The 16,793-nt window shown below is 38.0% G+C and carries 15 protein-coding genes and 1 pseudogene; 4 read left to right on the top strand and 12 right to left on the bottom strand.

The features are described from left to right. Complete coding sequence (locus tag LX92_RS17505) at positions 1 to 1,110, bottom strand: DUF2891 domain-containing protein (protein ID WP_211315888.1); 1,110 nt, start codon at positions 1,108 to 1,110, stop codon at positions 1 to 3. Positions 1,111 to 1,349: 239 nt separating this feature from the next. On the opposite strand from LX92_RS17505, the gene LX92_RS17500 reads away from it, so the two are divergent. Both LX92_RS17500 and LX92_RS17495 read left to right on the top strand, forming a co-directional pair. Next, the gene (locus tag LX92_RS17500; RefSeq protein ID WP_109653417.1) at positions 1,350 to 1,793 is read left to right on the top strand and encodes a hypothetical protein; all 444 of its coding nucleotides are present in this window, start codon (positions 1,350 to 1,352) and stop codon (positions 1,791 to 1,793) included. 39 nt (positions 1,794 to 1,832) lie between these two features. Beyond that, the gene (locus tag LX92_RS17495) at positions 1,833 to 2,396 is read left to right on the top strand and encodes a hypothetical protein (protein WP_109653415.1); all 564 of its coding nucleotides are present in this window, start codon (positions 1,833 to 1,835) and stop codon (positions 2,394 to 2,396) included. Positions 2,397 to 2,885: 489 nt separating this feature from the next. Here LX92_RS17495 and LX92_RS17490 read toward each other — a convergent pair whose 3' ends face one another. The 4 genes and pseudogenes from LX92_RS17490 to LX92_RS17475 all read right to left on the bottom strand — a co-directional run bounded on the left by LX92_RS17490 (position 2,886) and on the right by LX92_RS17475 (position 7,186). Then, the gene (locus LX92_RS17490) at positions 2,886 to 3,890 is read right to left on the bottom strand and encodes a sugar kinase (protein ID WP_109653413.1); all 1,005 of its coding nucleotides are present in this window, start codon (positions 3,888 to 3,890) and stop codon (positions 2,886 to 2,888) included. A gap of 229 nt (positions 3,891 to 4,119) precedes the next feature. Further along, positions 4,120 to 4,317: pseudogene (locus LX92_RS17485) on the bottom strand (magnesium chelatase subunit ChlI family protein); the annotation flags it as partial. Between the two features lie 63 nt (positions 4,318 to 4,380). Then, positions 4,381 to 4,848 carry a DUF1847 domain-containing protein gene (locus tag LX92_RS17480; RefSeq protein ID WP_109653409.1) on the bottom strand — a complete coding sequence of 156 codons (468 nt, stop codon included), beginning with the start codon at positions 4,846 to 4,848 and terminating at the stop codon, positions 4,381 to 4,383. Positions 4,849 to 4,945: 97 nt separating this feature from the next. After that, positions 4,946 to 7,186, bottom strand: coding sequence for a TonB-dependent receptor (locus tag LX92_RS17475; protein ID WP_109653406.1), 2,241 nt, complete (start codon positions 7,184 to 7,186; stop codon positions 4,946 to 4,948). 73 nt (positions 7,187 to 7,259) lie between these two features. On the opposite strand from LX92_RS17475, the gene LX92_RS17470 reads away from it, so the two are divergent. After that, the gene (locus LX92_RS17470; RefSeq protein WP_109653404.1) at positions 7,260 to 7,637 is read left to right on the top strand and encodes a Fur family transcriptional regulator; all 378 of its coding nucleotides are present in this window, start codon (positions 7,260 to 7,262) and stop codon (positions 7,635 to 7,637) included. A gap of 174 nt (positions 7,638 to 7,811) precedes the next feature. Next, entirely contained in the window at positions 7,812 to 8,471 is a 660-nt protein-coding gene (locus LX92_RS17465) for a peroxiredoxin (protein WP_223308396.1), read from the top strand. Between the two features lie 246 nt (positions 8,472 to 8,717). On the opposite strand, the gene LX92_RS17460 is transcribed toward LX92_RS17465, so the two are convergent. From LX92_RS17460 to LX92_RS17425, 7 genes are all read right to left on the bottom strand, one after another. Next, positions 8,718 to 9,641, bottom strand: coding sequence for a SphA family protein (locus tag LX92_RS17460; protein ID WP_109653400.1), 924 nt, complete (start codon positions 9,639 to 9,641; stop codon positions 8,718 to 8,720). Between the two features lie 124 nt (positions 9,642 to 9,765). Then, positions 9,766 to 10,950: a 4Fe-4S binding protein gene (locus LX92_RS17455; RefSeq protein WP_109653398.1), complete on the bottom strand. Its 1,185-nt coding sequence runs from the start codon at positions 10,948 to 10,950 to the stop codon at positions 9,766 to 9,768. 369 nt (positions 10,951 to 11,319) lie between these two features. Continuing rightward, entirely contained in the window at positions 11,320 to 12,777 is a 1,458-nt protein-coding gene (locus LX92_RS17445; RefSeq protein WP_109653556.1) for a reductive dehalogenase, read from the bottom strand. Between the two features lie 303 nt (positions 12,778 to 13,080). After that, complete coding sequence (locus LX92_RS17440; RefSeq protein ID WP_109653394.1) at positions 13,081 to 14,415, bottom strand: OsmC family protein; 1,335 nt, start codon at positions 14,413 to 14,415, stop codon at positions 13,081 to 13,083. Between the two features lie 17 nt (positions 14,416 to 14,432). Further along, the gene (locus LX92_RS17435; RefSeq protein ID WP_109653392.1) at positions 14,433 to 14,864 is read right to left on the bottom strand and encodes an OsmC family protein; all 432 of its coding nucleotides are present in this window, start codon (positions 14,862 to 14,864) and stop codon (positions 14,433 to 14,435) included. 6 nt (positions 14,865 to 14,870) lie between these two features. Next, complete coding sequence (locus tag LX92_RS17430) at positions 14,871 to 15,719, bottom strand: hypothetical protein (protein ID WP_109653390.1); 849 nt, start codon at positions 15,717 to 15,719, stop codon at positions 14,871 to 14,873. A 304-nt stretch (positions 15,720 to 16,023) separates the two neighbouring features. After that, positions 16,024 to 16,647 carry a carboxymuconolactone decarboxylase family protein gene (locus LX92_RS17425; protein ID WP_109653388.1) on the bottom strand — a complete coding sequence of 208 codons (624 nt, stop codon included), beginning with the start codon at positions 16,645 to 16,647 and terminating at the stop codon, positions 16,024 to 16,026. Positions 16,648 to 16,793 lie beyond the last annotated feature (146 nt).

Here is a 16,793-nt window from a genome sequence, read left to right as displayed (position 1 = left end):
CTATTCCGAATGGTTTAAGGCGTACAGGGCAAACGTTCCCAACCAATGGGTACCCTCATAATTATCATCTACGATACTTGGCAACGAATAACTTAGATGCTCATCTGCTATTTTATTCAAATACGAATATTCCGGAAGCGTTTTGGCTATGCCATATAAGCACCATGCCCGGCTAAAATTAAGTCCATCGATATGTACCAGTTTCCCATCGGTACGATCGGACACCTTTCCGGGTTCCATAACAAAGGATGGTTTTGTCAATTGCGGTAAAAAATTCTTGATCCAATGTTTGAATTCCTTAGCTGTCAACACCTTTCGAACCACATCTGCCTCTTGAAGGCAAGGTGATAAAAAGTCGAAACCACTTGGCTCCCATTCCAATGGACATTCAATATCTTTTATATAAAAGCGTTTGACACTCTTTTTTATGATTTCTTGAAGCTCCAAATGATTCATTGTTTTCGCATAATCCCATGCCAATGACATACCGAAAGCGGTATTGCTATGTTCCCCAACACGAATGGGATAATTCAATTTGGGAAGAAAATCAATATAGCCCTGTACAATTATATCTACCAAGGGTTGAAGATTAACACTCAATTCCTCTGCCATGGGGTCATCCCAAGTATGGAGTTCCTCTGCCAATTTCAGCAACCAGGCCCAACCATACGTACGTTCATAAGTGGCATTCCCTTCCATCCGGAAATAGCTCACTTCGGATTCTATATTCTCCTTGGATAAGTTCGCTGTTAGTTTTGTTCGAATTGCGGCAGCTTCATTTATATTGGGAAATTGCTTTAAAAGTGAAACCAAGGACCAATGCCCATGCACCGAAGAATGCCAATCATAACAACCATAAAATGCCGGATGCAAGGATTTTGGATTCCTGAGATGGGACGAATCCTGCAATGTTTGCCCCAATCTATTCGGATATTCCGTCTGCATACACCCAAAAGGTAGGCTTGCGAGCCTATTGGCCTCCGACAAGTTCAATTCAGGTCTAATCGCTTCCTTTGTCGTTGTATTTTGTTGGTCAGCCCCTTCCTTACAACCAAACATCAAAAGCAATAAGAAAAGTATCGTGTTATATTTCATATAATTTCCAATCATAATATACCGTCTTGAATAACCCATAAAGTTACACATTATGACCCAATAGAGCGTACCATTCCTTACTGAAAAATATCATGTTTCAAAATGTGCGTTTCACCACAGTTTTAACATTCTAAAATGCAGTTCATCTAAAAAAATGCAGTTCATCTAAAAGTGGGATGCAGTACATCGAAAATTTATAATAATCCTAAAAGTATGCGGTTATAATAATCCCAAATCAAAATCAAACTAATTAAATGACCTGTTTAGAATGTAGTAAGAAACTCGATTACTTAGAACACAGAGAATCAATGGACCTTTTGGGTGTTGAACTTTGTGAAAACCACCAGACCCGAATGGTGAAGTTGATCGAGATGAAGAATACACCTACCGAAGCCATACAACTTTACTATGGCTTAAAAGAGGCCGGTGTAAGCGCCATGTTGGAATGGTGGGATGGCAATAAATCTGTTGATATCGCCATTTCGAGGGTGAAATTGAATATCGAAATCGATGCTGAATATAGTATGTTGACCCATGAACAAGCTATAAATGACTTGGAAAGAACCATGCATTCCTTTAAAAACGGGTTTACCACAATACGTATACCGCATGTTCTGATCAAACATTATTTAAAGGAAACCGTACATAACATCCTAGGAATAATGGAAGGATTAAGGGCAAATATTAAAGTTATTTAACCCTAATGGATAGCATAAGTACAACCATAAAATGCAGTCATGAGCAATACCAAAAAAATATTGACCCAACCCTTACGGATTTTCATTGTAGCCATGTTGATTGGTCTACTAATGAAAATCCTGGGTTGGCCCATGGCTTCACAAGTTATGTTTGTCTCTTTTACGACAATCGGTTTACTCTATGGTTTACGTTTTTGGAAAAAACCCATAAAGCAATTTAAGGATTACAACAAATTGATTTTGGTCCTTTTCTGGGTCATCAATGGTGTTTTAAGTATCTTGGATGTACAACATACGATTTTCATCCATTTGGTCATTGCCATATCCTTTGTGCTTTGGTTTGTACTGGAAGGTGCGGGCTATCTTATACACGGCAATCAACATACAAAAAACAGTACCCTACAATTACTATGGAATATCGCTATGGTCTTTGGCACCTTGGCCATAATCGCAGGGAGCTTAATGAAAATCCTAAATTGGGAATATGCACTTTCCTTACTCGTTCTCGGGATTGTGGTTGTTTGCGCCTATGTGTTCCGGGATACTTTTGCCGTAGAAGGATTAAAGAACGAAGATACGAATGGCGAGGAATTACAGGCATAGGGATTCGTGATCTCCATTCCCAAAACTATTCGTTGACTACCCATTACCCTAATTCAATCTATTGTTATGAAACGTAGGATATTATCCATTTGACAGGGTATTATCCTATCGACCAATATTTTTTTATAGGGTTTAGTTCCTATTTCCCAATCATTGATAAGACAAAATTTCGGGACATAAACAAAGAATCAACCCTACAACGAATTTATTTCCCTTTACTCGAAGCAAAAACGTATTAAGGCAAATTCAACGGTTATTTGTGTACCAAACAAATTAAAATGAAGAACCAAACCAAACCACAATATAGGTGTTACGCATTTTGCGCCTTTTGTTTTTAGGGGCCATGTACGTACTGCTTTTTTGGGCCTAACCATTGGCAGAAACTACCTTGACTTAGATACTACCCAAATAAAAACAAGACATTGATATAAAGCAGATTTTAAAGTATACCGGACACAACAACAGTACGAATACCTCTATAGTTCACCACTAGCGAACCAACCGCCCTGTCGTATTCCCCCCTAATATATTGGTTACTTCTTTGAGTGTTGTTAAATTAACATCACCTTCGTAGGTATGCTTTAGGGCACAAGCCGCACTTGCAAATTCAATAGCCTTATAATCATCATACTGCTGCAACCCATAGATGAGTCCAGCTGCAAAGGCATCACCGGTACCAATACGGTCAATAACATGGGTGATATCCAAATCCTCTGTTTCCCGAAACTCGATACCATTCCACATTCTTGCCCTGATTTTATGCCATGATGAATTTAAGGAGGTCCTGATTTTATCGAATACCTTTTCAATGGATGGAAAAGTCTGCATCAATTGTTTACTCGCTTCAATAAAGTCTTCATTGGAATACCCAAACGAAGTACCCAAGACCTCATTGATCTCATTTATACCTCCGATGAATATGGTTGAATAATGGAGTAATTCGACCAGGGCCTCTTTAGGATCTTGGTCATAATTCCATAAACCACTGCGATAGGTTGGATCGGCAGAGACGGTCATTCCTTTTTGTCTTGCCAGTTTAAGACCGGCCTTCAAGGTATCAAAAGCACCTTTGGACAGTGCCGGGGTAATACCCGTCCAGTGCATCCAAGAGCCGTTTTCCAAAGCTTTTTCCCAGTTGACTTTTTCGGGTACAATTTCAGAAAATGCGGAATGTGATCTATTGTATGATATGGTACTTGGTCGCATTACCGCCCCAACTTCCAAAAAATAAACCCCCAAGGGGCGCTTTGATAATGAAATCATGGAAGTGTCCACTCCGAACTTTCTGATATAAGAAATAGCTGCTTCCCCTATAAAATCATCTGAGACTGCACTTATGTGTTTTACATCCCCTCCGAAATTTGCAATGGAAACACCTACATTCAGCTCCGTACCCCCAAAATAAAATTCGACAATATTCGATTGGATGAATTTTTTATTGCTTGTTGGGGAAATACGCATTAAAACCTCCCCGAATGTTATTATTTGACCCATACTGTAAATTTGCCCCTAAATTACCAAAGGATCACCAAATAATAAACCCTTACCCGAAAAAAACACCCTTTTAAAACGCTTCTAAATTAGTTGTTTTACTACCTATACCGAGGCTTTCATTCCGCTGTTTAGGTTTATAACGTATTATGTTCATAGCGTTATAAAAATACAATCTGATTTCCTCTTGCTGCCGCTCGTTTGTAACGAGTGGTGTCCCATAACTGCCCAATTATCCTTCCCTGTCAAGACTCCTATATTGAATGGCTTCTCCAATATGGCAACCTAAGACTGCGTCGGTATTTTCCAAATGCACAATGGTCCGATCGACTTTAAGAATACGATCATAGGCACGGGTGCAAAGGTTCAAGCGTTCCAAGATTTTCCTTAAAAGTGATTTTGAAGCTTCATCCAACGTACAATACCCGCGATGGACTAGCGTAGTGGATGGTGTTCCTAATGCGTTTATTCATCCTATTCGCTTTTCTGGTTCTTATAGTTGTCTTTCTATTTCTGAAAATGCGATTGCGGGATTATTGTTATTTGTAAAATCCTTATCGAACAAATTAGTGACCAGACCCTTTGACTGCTTACTGAATATCATATCATGTCCTACGCACAACCCCATGGAAATATTCAATTCGGTGCCATGGTCGTTTAAATACTCGGCTTGTCCGGCCGGGTTGCACATTATTCGTTTACTATCCCCTCCAAGTATGTCTTTCTTCCTTACCTTATCATGCTTACAGCCCACTGTGAAAACCGTAAAATATTTGGAAAAGTAGCGCTCCAATACCTGGGCTTCATGAGAGAATGTTATACAGTGTGCAATACCTAATCGGCTGATATGCATTCCTCTCGCAATATTCAATATTTCTTCAATCCGATTTGACCTCATGCTTGTGTAGTCACAATTCGCTTGCATGATCTTGCGAAACCCTGAATTGTAAATTTCATTCATCTTTTACTTTTTTATGTTTTAATATGCTATATGGAAAGAATGAAGATCATTAATCCTCAGCGACCATTTAGAAAGGAAATTTGTATACGTAATAAAATCAATCCACAGGTTTAAGATTAACCATAAAAGGGATATGCAGGCCAAACACAATGTTCCTGCCAATATTATTGAGGTCCAATTGCTTCAAGGAAGACAAATGATCTATATATACTTTATCGAGCAAGTTGTTTACCGATACGTACCAATCAAAACTTTGTTTGCCCATATTGATTTCCGAACCGAAATTAATATTGAAAAGTTCATAGCTACGGCTATAGGTTTCTGACTGTCCCAAGTTTTTTTGACTTTGAAAAGATGAGAAGTTCAAAACAAAATAGGGTTCCTCAAGGACGCCAATTTTGTTCTGTTGCAATTTTACTTCAGCTACATATCTGTTCTGGGGTATTTGCGTCAAACTTCCGCCATCCTTAAGTTCTCCCCTTGTATAGGTGTAATTGGAATGTAGACCCAACCAATTATTCGGATGATAGTCCAAAGCGATTTCACCTCCATACAAAAGGGCGTCATTTTGTACATATTGCCAAATTTTCCCATCGCCTAGCGGTGCGTCCCCTTCTGTCTGAACAATGTAGATAAAGTCATTTACACTATTATAAAAAGGACTGATATCAAAGACCAATTTATCAATATGATAATGGTAATTAAGGTCCAATTGGTAATTTCGTTGTGCCTTTAGATCAATATCCCCCCTTTCAAAACGCGCTTGGTGTATGCCATTTTGTGTAAGCTCGGAGATATTGGGACTTCTAAAACCCGAAGCAATATTTAATTTGAACAAATGGTTGTTTATTTTGTAAGTCGAACCTAAAGAACCGCTTAAACTACTGTAATCATTATCTATTTCGTATTTGTCCAAACCTGTGGATTCAAAAGGGTACGATTTCATTGTCCTGATATCATACCGTAACCCTGCGTTTAGGGTCAATGCATCGGAAAGATCGATCTCGTCCACCACGAAAAACCCAAGGTCATTTATTTTTGTATCTGGCATGGGATTATTGTTTCCATAATAATCATCGGCATCATTCTCCATATAGGCACCATTGAACCCAAAAGTATATTTGCTTGTGTCTTTTCGTAAGCTGTACTTGGAACTATAGGATATCGTTGATAAATCCATAGAAGCAAAGACCATATCGGAATATGCGCTCGATGCATCAGAAATACCTTTTCTCATATTTTGTTGATAAGACATATTAATATCCAAGATGCCGTCCCCTATGAATAGCTTGTTTTTAGAGGCTAAAAGTTTATTATCCAAGTCCACATACCAAAAATCCATTGATCTATCATCATCGGTAATCAGGGTAGTTGATTTTTGATTGGTTAGACCATAGGTTGGTGCATTGTAATCAAAATATAAAGCAAAATTGCCCAATGCACTTCTGTACCCAATGTTCGAACTGAGATTCATGTCCTTAAATCGGCTATTGATAACTTGATCGCCGTTTCCGTCTTTATAATCTTTATGGTTTTTATTGGTAAAGGAAGCCCCTCCAAACCATTTTTCTCCACTTGCCTTTATATCAAAATTAGTAACCAAACCTTCCGTATTGCTGTGGTATTGTGTGTTCACTTTTGCCTCTAGCGTATTGGTGCTGGCGGGATTTTCCTTTATGACATTGATAACACCACCAACGGCATCAGATCCGTATATCAATGATACAGGACCTTTAATAACTTCTATTTTTTTTGCCGAAAATTCATCAGAGATAAAAGGGTGGTTGCTCGAAAATTGGAAATTTTCCGATTTGATGCCATTATTCAAGAAAACAATGTTCGTATTGCTCAACCCCCTAATTACAGGCTTGGTAATGCCAACACCATTACTGGCATTACTTAAACCGGGAAGTTTGGACAGGTTATCCGCCAAAGAAATCTTACCGGATTGGAACAGATCACTTTTCTTGACCGTTTCTATGGCTACGGATACTTTTTCACGACTCTTATTACTATCCCCAGTGATAATCACTTCTTGTAATTCAATGAAATTCTTCGCTAGCTTAATTGTATCAGTACTCGATGGACTTAATGTTATAATTTGGGTTTTGTAGCCATCAGCAGATATTTCAACTTGGATTTCGGACTTATCATTGGTACTTAAATTAAAACTCCCATTGTTATCCGTTACCACGGATTTATTCAATTCGTATGCATAAATAAGAACTTCCCGTATTGGAATTTCCGATTCAGCGTCTATGATTGTCCCTTTTATTTCGGTTTGAGCGACCATTATGTGGGATAAACATAAAGACAAAATGATAATGAAGGATTTCATATCCAATTATTTGAAATATATCTAGCAAATATACTTATTAATTCTTACTATTGTAACGTTGTTACATTAAGAAATGAAAAAAAGACAGACTAAATCCAAAAAGGCTGTATTGAACTGCCTCAAATGTTCCGATAACTATGGTTTAAAGGCAGAAGAGATTGAAAACCAATTGCCACAGTTCGACCGCGTTACCATTTATAGAATACTACAGGGTTTTCTAGATGATGGCATTATTCATAAAGTGATATCCAATGACGGTAAATTCTATTACTTCAAATGTCTTAATTGTAGTGAAATCCATTACCACAACCATTATCACTTTAAATGTGACCAATGCGGCAAAGTAGAATGTATGCACAACGAAATTGAAGTGAAAGTCCCTAAGGATTATATGGTGGAAAATGTAAATTTTTGGATAACCGGAGTATGTGCCCTTTGCAAAAACAACTAACATATTAGTGGGAGCCAAATTATGTTGAATGGTCGCTCCCAAAAATATAAAACACTAAATACTTTATGGAAATCGAAAGAGAATCATATTGACCATATAGGATATAAAGAATAAGAATTTTTAAAATAAATAATTATGGGATGTGCAAGTGGTGTAAAGCCGAGAAAGAAAATCATGGAAAATAATAATTTAAGTACGAATACAAAAGAAGAAGAAACTATGAGCTCAACAATGGTAAGGCAGCAAATGCCAGAATTTACAATGGATGCCTATGATGCTAAAACGGGGCATTACAAAACGGTATCAAGTGAGGATTATAAAGATAAATGGTCAGTGGTATGTTTTTATCCTGCCGATTTTACATTTGTCTGTCCAACAGAAATTGCAGCAATGAATGCCCATTATGATGATTTTCAAAAATTAGGGGTAGAAATTTTGGCTGTTTCCGTGGATTCACAATTTTCACATAAAAGGTTTGTGGAAACAGAACCAATATTAAAGGGATTGAAACTTACGATAGGCGCTGACACCAACCAAGAAGTTAGTCGTGCTTTTGGTGTCTTAATAGAAGAAGAAGGGATTGCCTTAAGAGGTCGTTTCCTGTTTAATGCCGATGGTATTTGTGTAGCCCAAGAAGTTCAGGCTGATTCCGTGGGACGAAATGTAAACGAATTTCTAAGGCAAGTACAGGCTTGGCAGCATGCAAGTAAAACCGGTGAAGTTTGTCCTGCTGGATGGAGACCCGGTAAAAAGACCCTTCCTGTAAATACGGATGCAGAGAACATGACCGGAAAGGTTGGTGACTATATCACTTTAGAAGAAATATTGAGCTAATTCAATGTACTATTGACAAGGGATATCTTAAAGGGCGATACGTTTTTCCGTATGGCCCTTTGTTTATGTAGTCAATTACCGATCTTTAGGAATGTAACTTCCTCTAGGAAACCTTAAAAGGGATATGCAGGCCAAACACAATGTTCCTGCCAATATTATTGAGATCCAATTGCATTAATAATATAGCCTGGATAGAACAAATTATTCGGCGATTTTCAACTTATATTACAATACCACAATGTAATATTAGAAGTTCTTGAATAAGGATAAACACACCTTTGAACCTTGAGATCTGTCTATTGCCCCGAATTCGAATTGACTTCGAAGCTCGAGATTCAATTTCGCCTGAGGTATATAACAAGTAACTTCAGGTCCGACAGCAAAGATTTTATCATGCAGCTCTGGATCATATAAAACATCGCTTCCCTTATCGTTGGATAATTGCCAATGCGAATACCCAGAAACCCCCACATTATAAATGGCTTTGGAAACGATCGTTTTGCCAATCCCCCATTCAAAGGTCAAATCATCCCCAGGGGTTACATCAAAATCCTTTTTCCCACTATGTACCTCATATCTATTTAAAATAGAAGCATGCCATGATTTGTTGGAATCGAAATAATAGGTCCCACCAAAAGTCAACATCCCAGACCAAAAACCTTTCCCGGGCGATGCGGCATTATGACTATCATAACTTCCTACTGGTGCAATTGCCGCTAAGGCCACGGATATATCATATCTTGATTTGTTCCATGACAATAAAAATGGTTCAATTACGATGTCCCCAATACCATATTTGCTATCATCTATACCAAATGCACCAATACGAATATCCGTATAGGTAGTAGGTATGAGTACATGTACCCCGTAATTGGCACCGAACATTACATCTTCCCATACATAAAGAAACCGGTGGACATTGGCGAACACATTCACATCAAAATCAATATCGGATTTATTTCCATCCCCATCATAATAGGTGTCTGCAGCATAAAATACATTATGCATGATGTAATAGAATCCGGGAGGAGGAAGTGTCCCAACTTTAATCCCTTGCACACCCGGGGTATAATGTCCGGTCTCTTGACCATACGATATTGTTGTCCCGATAACAAGCAACATCAATCCCAAAAGACATAACCCTTGCTTTAAACACTTACTATTTTCCATATTAAGTTGATTATTTATAGTTTTTAACCAATAGCTGTTTAGAGTATGTTATGAATGTTCGATTGTAACTCAAGGATTATCAATCCCAAGCATACCCATATCACAGCAATAACAATAGCCTCCCTTAAACGTTTACTTTTTTTCTTTTCCATTTATCCATTATCATTTTTCTTATATAGGTAAAATGTTCGGTGACAGGACCTAAGGGACATAGGTAGTTACACCAAGGCCTTTTAATGAACAAGGATGAAACCAGTACTATTCCCAATATTGCAAATTGAAAATTGCTTCCCGTTAATTTAAACAAGGTTCCGAATACCTCATAACTGGTAACACCGGGGTTTCTCAATAACAATGCGATCACAATCGCCAACAGGACCAGAATCCTCAAAGTCCATTTCAATACAATCTTAAATTTTCCTATTGGTCTGTGTTTTGCACCACCAATCACACCCATACATTCCTGTGCGGCCCCGAAAGGACAAAACCAAGAGCAGTACGGATTTTTATTGTCCACTGTAAATACAAGGAATACACCCCCCAATAACAAATACCAATATAATTGTGAATACAACGGAGGAAAATATCCTAAAAGTAATTGGTTAAACATCGAAAGTGTAAAAGGTTGATTGTAATAAAAACCGATTACGAATAAACCAATGAGCATTGTCCCCCACCGCGCCATTTTTTTATACTTAAAGGTGTTTTTATGGGCGAAATACCCAACGGCAAATAGTAATAACAATACTATTTCCTGAACACCGAACCGAAGTGCGGGTGTTTCATCCTTAGGAATTTCATAACCCAGTACCTTGGCCGCAACAAACCTATTCCCTTTTTTAGTGGCTTCGACTATGGCCCTAGAAGAATACGTTGCACTTGATACAGCATCAACCTCATTGCCTATCGAATATTCATCATCATAATTCTTACCTAAAAGTCCTTCTATAAAATCCGTTTTTAAAACCTTATCCAGATACGATGGTGTTTCCTTTGAATTGATTACCGCCAGATCGAATATCTTCCCTTTGTTATCAACAGCTACTGCCATTTGCAGTGGACCGCCGTACCCCATCGACGATTCTATGGTTACATACCCTAAAGGTTCTTCTTCAGCATTATAAATCTTGTATGATACTTTTCCTATTTCCTCAAGTTTAACGATTTCTGGCATTTTCGCCTTAATGGTGGAAACAATATCAGCTACTTCCAATTGGCCTCCGATAAACCAAGCGACTATAATCACCGCTATGGAAACAATAGCCAACTTAGCTTCAATTTTCTTTGAACTTGTTTTGTTATAGATCATTTAAATAGTTTACATGCTCGATTTTCAACTATTCAGAATGGACTTAATCGACTTGTTTTTTAGTATATCTTTTTCTTAGAGACCTGAATAAGACAACCCCCATTATGAGTACCGGGATTCCCATAAAAATCAATGAAAACCATGCAGCTTTCGGTTCAAACTCTTGAAATGATGCTATAAATGTTTGACACATCAACATAAAAACAAAATAAACCAGTATCATTAAAATCCACTCGTACCAGACCAATTTTAGGTGAACACTTTTTAGAATGTGCCAAATCAATACGGCGCCACCCCCCATTATAAATCCGACCAAAACATACCAAAACCAAATCCAACTTATTAATCTCATAATATCATTTTTTAGTTTTACGAACGTGATTTATCCAGACCATATACAGGAATATCCATTGGATCAAGATCCCATGCTGTTTTGCTCAGATCAGGCTCCTTACCATAGCCAAATACATCATCCATTTTTCGGATCGCGGCATTTAATTTAGAGGTAGACCCGATCGATAATTTGATTAGATCATGTATTACCGCATCATCGAATTTTGTAAACGGACATACGGTTTGACAACGACTACAATCCGGTTCGCCCCCTAACATGTAGGAGTAACATTTTTTATTATCCATATACCAGCCTTTAATTCCTTTTGCCTGACTGGCAGTATTACCTCCCCAGAATGGCTTATCCTCCATACTTATTGCTCCCGAAGGACACATTTCACCACACTTTTTACAAGTTTCGCAAAATTTGGAAATACCTGCATCTATTGGTTTTGTCACAGCCAACGGCAAGTCGGTAATCGTTACCATTACCGTTCTTATGTTGGTACCATATTGTGGACTCACAAGAATACCTGCTCTACCGTATTCCCCCATTCCCGACATGACACCAAAACCTACCAATCGTCCTACGGATTCCGTATCCCCGCCATAAGCTTGGTATCCCAATCCTCTTAGAAACACACTCAATCTATTCCCGTAGATATTGGCTCTTGAATAACTCATCGTATTACTCGATGCCCAGCTCATACGTTCGGTAAATTGCTGCATCCATAACGATTGTGGGATTACGGAGCATATGGCCCATAAATCTTTGTTCGGCAATACATATTTGTTTTTTTCAACCTCTGCATATCCTTTCTCTACGTTTTCAAATTTGATCTTGCCCCAGAGTAATTTTTTCGTTCTTTCGTCGAGTTTTACAAATCCCATATCCGAAGCCCCCATAATCCTTCCTGCAGTCCTAAGCATTCTGGAATTTTCTTCGGGAGTACCATTGTATTTAGGCACCCCATAATCTTCAGGGGTATAAAACATGGTTGGGTGTTCCCACATTGGATTGGCCTTCACTTCAGTACCGGCCCAAGGTGGAGCCAAATCAGCACCGGAACGTCCTCCCCAACCCCAACAGTTGGCATCAGCCAGTGCCCTATCCTTTAACGAAAGTCCGGGAACATTTTCTTGTACATTTTTTTTTGTCGATGCAATGTTCCTATCATAGATATCTTTATAATCTTGGGGATTCTCCCAAGAAGCAGGATTGAACAATGTCTTTTCAGGACCTTCGAATATTTCCATATTCTCCCAATCTATTTTTACCGTAGGTTCATCCACTTCTTTGACCCAGAACGGTAATTTGCGTTCAGCTAATGGGGAAGCCATCATTTCATCAAGATCTTTAAATCCCTCAGCACCGATTCCCGATGCCGCAAACCCGGCAGCCCCCAATCCTAGGGCACCGGCCCCTACACCCAACTTTTTCATGAAATCCCTTCGGCCAACGGTGGAGTGATACTTCTTATTTGACTTTGCCATAATAATCCCTTTTTAAAATTGAACTAATCAAATTTAACTTATTGATTTACTGCAAATAATTAACTAAATACGGATTATATGGTACTTTTCAACGATTTGGATATTACGTTTTCCGAAGGGTTTTACCAGGGTGAATTTGCTCCTTATTTAAAACTGCTTCTATTAAGTGTTTTACCTCTATAAGCCTTGACTTATTTCTTAAAAACACATAAGACCCATTTAGGAAGATAATCCCAAATAGGTCTTACTATTTTTGTAATTCAACCAGAGCAGGAAATGCTTGCTCTGATACTTACAAAAAGACTATTTTACAAGTTCGCCGTTTAAATAGCAGTTGGTATTCATATCCGTTGCATTTTTTAGTCCCTCGCCCGCAAAGCACAACGATAAAGATTTATTATAGAAGGTTTTTAATCGTTCTTGAGATTCATTTGATTCAATTATAATGTATGAATGAACGGTATCAGTATAACTAGCCATGTTGGTAGAATCTATAGCTTCCTGTCTGTAATCCATTTGGTTTTCAATACGATAGTCATTATAGTCCAAGCCCATCATTGCGCTAACCAATGTTGTTTGTGACGTTAAGCATAAAGCAGTTCCTGCCGTAAAGTATTCTAAAGAAGTTGGTGCTACAGGACGGTCATTAGCTCCCATAAATTCATCTGCGTATATTTCCCAAGTTTCTGACGAAGGTGTTGACAGCGTGATTTTGTTCAAATAGGGTCTATCACTGTTTTCGGTAGATTCAGAGATTGCAAATATTTCAAACTCCATATTCGCCAAGGCATCAAAGCCAATATCTCCTTCGTCCTTAACAACAGGCTTTAAATACTCCGGTTTTATGGATACCTTAGTAATAGAACTTAATTTAAGTCCATCAACAATAGATATCTCAGAAAGGGTTGTTCCTGACGTGGCATGATAATCTTCAAAGTCGTTATTATTTACAATTAAAGTAGGTTCAATCACTGTTTCATTTCGGATAGCTTCACCTGCAGTCCATGAATTTAGAGCCATTTTTTTTATTTCCCCAATTAGTTCTTTAGACACTTTACTTTTTATAATTATATTTGTAGTTGTTACATCTAGAAATCCAGCACCTTCAGGAGACATCATTTCATTCCAACGAAATTTATTTAATATTTCTACTTTAACATTATCTAATTCAACACCTTTGACTTCTGCGGCCTTAAGAATTTGCGTATGTAGATTTGCTGCCAAACCACTGGTGTAATAACTAAGGGGAGAAGGTCCAAAAGGGTTTGCTCCTTTCTTAGCACCTTCGTCAGCGATTAAATGCCATCCTGTGTAATCATCAATACCCGTAGCTTGTACCATTGCTTTTTTCATCATCTTTGAATTTTCATTCTTTACCATTTCGGTGATTGCAACTACATTACGATTATTATTTCCTGCAATTGTATCTGCGACATCAGGTTCAAAAGATGTTGGCACTAAGGCTTTATCATTACGGTCAATTACCTGATATTCTTGATAATTATCATAACTATCTCCGTTTAGTGTCATGAATGAAATCATGTGCCTTTGCTCACTGGGCATTGAAAACCAAAAGATGACCGCTATTACTGCTGCTGCGATTACAATCGCTATGCTAATCTTATATCCTTTTTTCATTTTTATTTCCTCCTCAATTATTTAATGGGTTTTCCGTTTTGATAAACACCGATTTCCGTTGTTGTTGCTCCTGTAACCGCTTCCACAGCGAAACAAGTACGAAGGGCATGTCTGGCATAATCGCCCATTACTTTCCCGCTATTCCCACTTTTTATAAGGATCCTTGTAGTTACCCCATCTACATGTCCTACTGCCGATGGCGTCATATAATTATCCACTTGATAATTGAATTGGTGTTCCACACGGAAATCATCGAATTCAATACCCTGATGTTTATAAAACTCCGACCACCCGGTTAGTTGACTCATTAAGCATAAACTAGTGCCTGCCGTAAACAGATCACTTGAAGTCGGGGCTTTGTCCACACCCTTAAATCCGTGACTGTCATCCGTATAAATATCCCATGCCAGATAGTTTTCCTGAATGGCCCTGATTTTCACTTTATGCAAATAAGGTCATTGGGTGTCATTGGCGGATTCCGAAACACTTACCACTTCGAAAATAAATGGATCGGTGAATTTCTCCATACTGGCATCAGCACCCAGTGAAAAACTTTCGGGTTGTGGGCTATTACCTTGTGAAGAGATTTTCAAACCATTATCAAACGAATCCGGACCGGCTACTTTCCCTGGCCTGGCAGAATCTGTTTCCCAAATTTTGGTATTATACTCAAATTGTGCATCCACAGGAGTAGTATTCATAATACATTCCCCAATAGCCCATGCCTGAACGGCCATCTTCTTCATCACTGCAATTTTTTCCGCAGGTTCATCACTTTCAATAAGGATATTGGCAATAAGTTTATCGGTATATCCTCTCCAATTCGGTGTCATAGGCTCATCGAATCTATAAAACACTTTCGCTTCAACTTTTGCACTGGCAACATTTAAATCCATAACCCTTATAGCCTGTTCCACACGTGTCAGCAAACTGGAAGAAATACCTCCTACCATATAACTTAATGGGTTTGGAGCCGATTGTTTGTAGGTATGGCCACCTTCATCACATAATAATTCCCATGCGCTAAATTCTTTTTCGCCAATAGGCTGCACGTTCACTTTTTTTAGCATGACCGTTTCTTCATTCAACACCCTGCTTGAAGCCGTAGCTACACTCTCACTATAGGCACCATTAGCAGGTGCTGCTTTTGTTGGTTGAAAGCCCGCTGGCCTAGGTCCAATATCACTTCTTGATATTACATTGTAGTCTTTATAAGCTTCTTTGTTTTGAGCTTGAACTGTTCCAGCACTAATTAAAAAAGCAACCAGTACGGTAATGAGGTTCACATTTTTTATTGTTTTCATTTTTCTCCTTTCAAATTATATATTATTTCTTAGTGAATACTTGCTTGTACCGTACAAATGTATTCGCGAAGAATTAGATATATAAGAGACTAAATACGGATAATATGGCACTTTTCAATGCCCATGGAAATAGGATCCTCTAGCTATTATGGCTTATAATTCCTTAGATTACCAAGATCGTAAGTAGTTACTGAAAATAATTGCATATAAATACACGCTTGTTATATGCTTCTTTTAGACTTTTAAATTTTTTAATGGACCCTTCAAAACCTCTTTGGTTCATTACACTAGCGGGTAGATTACCCTATCTATGTATAAAATGCATGCCTTTTAATTTCATATGGGTACCCTTTAAGAATATTTTTTCGAACCATACCTGCACAATTGCTAAAGGAATCATTACGAATATCCCAAAGAAGATTCCCATCTCATGTTTAAATTTACTGCCTTCCATTTTTCTTCCTTTCAACCTACTTTGCAATGCATCCAATGCAATACCGTGAATATTTCCGACCATGATCAGTCGTATCATAGCCATGATATCCGCTGCTTTCTGATTTCCATAGTGTTCAACAAATTTTACATAGGTTTTCTTGTCGGGATATCCATCGGTGTAAGCATAATGTTGGGCAAACAGAAGTGCCACGGATTCATCGCTACCGATTTCGCCGAATTCCCCATTAAGCATGGATTTTAATTCATCTTCCGAAGTTCCTGCATCAATTGCATTTTTAGTATGGAAATAATTACAATACCTACAACCATTCACGTGGGTAACTGCCAACATTATCTTGGACCGAAACGCTTTATTGACATTCCCGGTTTTTCTGGATTTAAGCACATCGGAAAAGTTAGCAATCACTATTTTTAAATGCCTGTAAAAGGTTGATGTTGTAAATATTTTAGCTTTTAATTTATTTGATTCCATGATACTTATTTTTAGAAGGCATACTTAAAAAAGCCCTGAACATCTATATATTCAAATACAAAGTTATTGGTACTGTAATTGGTAGATAAGACACTGATTACCGAAAGTATGGCACTTTTCAATGATTTAATCCAAAGGACTTTGAA

The sequence above is a fragment of the Maribacter polysiphoniae genome (assembly GCF_003148665.1).
GTDB lineage: Bacteria > Bacteroidota > Bacteroidia > Flavobacteriales > Flavobacteriaceae > Maribacter_A > Maribacter_A polysiphoniae.
Note: the sequence above shows the minus strand (reverse complement) of the source record. Positions and strands in the feature narration are given on the sequence as shown.

Bases quoted from the DNA above. Each gene is read 5' to 3' on its own strand.
- LX92_RS17480 (WP_109653409.1), bottom strand. From the start codon at position 4,848: ATGAATGAAATTTACAATTCAGGGTTTCGCAAGATCATGCAAGCGAAT.
- LX92_RS17425 (WP_109653388.1), bottom strand. From the start codon at position 16,647: ATGGAATCAAATAAATTAAAAGCTAAAATATTTACAACATCAACCTTT.
- LX92_RS17470 (WP_109653404.1), top strand. From the start codon at position 7,260: ATGAAAAAAAGACAGACTAAATCCAAAAAGGCTGTATTGAACTGCCTC.
- LX92_RS17495 (WP_109653415.1), top strand. From the start codon at position 1,833: ATGAGCAATACCAAAAAAATATTGACCCAACCCTTACGGATTTTCATT.
- LX92_RS17505 (WP_211315888.1), bottom strand. From the start codon at position 1,110: ATGATTGGAAATTATATGAAATATAACACGATACTTTTCTTATTGCTT.
- LX92_RS17465 (WP_223308396.1), top strand. From the start codon at position 7,812: ATGGAAAATAATAATTTAAGTACGAATACAAAAGAAGAAGAAACTATG.
- LX92_RS17490 (WP_109653413.1), bottom strand. From the start codon at position 3,890: ATGGGTCAAATAATAACATTCGGGGAGGTTTTAATGCGTATTTCCCCA.
- LX92_RS17460 (WP_109653400.1), bottom strand. From the start codon at position 9,641: ATGGAAAATAGTAAGTGTTTAAAGCAAGGGTTATGTCTTTTGGGATTG.
- LX92_RS17430 (WP_109653390.1), bottom strand. From the start codon at position 15,719: ATGAAAACAATAAAAAATGTGAACCTCATTACCGTACTGGTTGCTTTT.
- LX92_RS17500 (WP_109653417.1), top strand. From the start codon at position 1,350: ATGACCTGTTTAGAATGTAGTAAGAAACTCGATTACTTAGAACACAGA.
- LX92_RS17445 (WP_109653556.1), bottom strand. From the start codon at position 12,777: ATGGCAAAGTCAAATAAGAAGTATCACTCCACCGTTGGCCGAAGGGAT.
- LX92_RS17440 (WP_109653394.1), bottom strand. From the start codon at position 14,415: ATGAAAAAAGGATATAAGATTAGCATAGCGATTGTAATCGCAGCAGCA.
- LX92_RS17475 (WP_109653406.1), bottom strand. From the start codon at position 7,186: ATGAAATCCTTCATTATCATTTTGTCTTTATGTTTATCCCACATAATG.
- LX92_RS17455 (WP_109653398.1), bottom strand. From the start codon at position 10,950: ATGATCTATAACAAAACAAGTTCAAAGAAAATTGAAGCTAAGTTGGCT.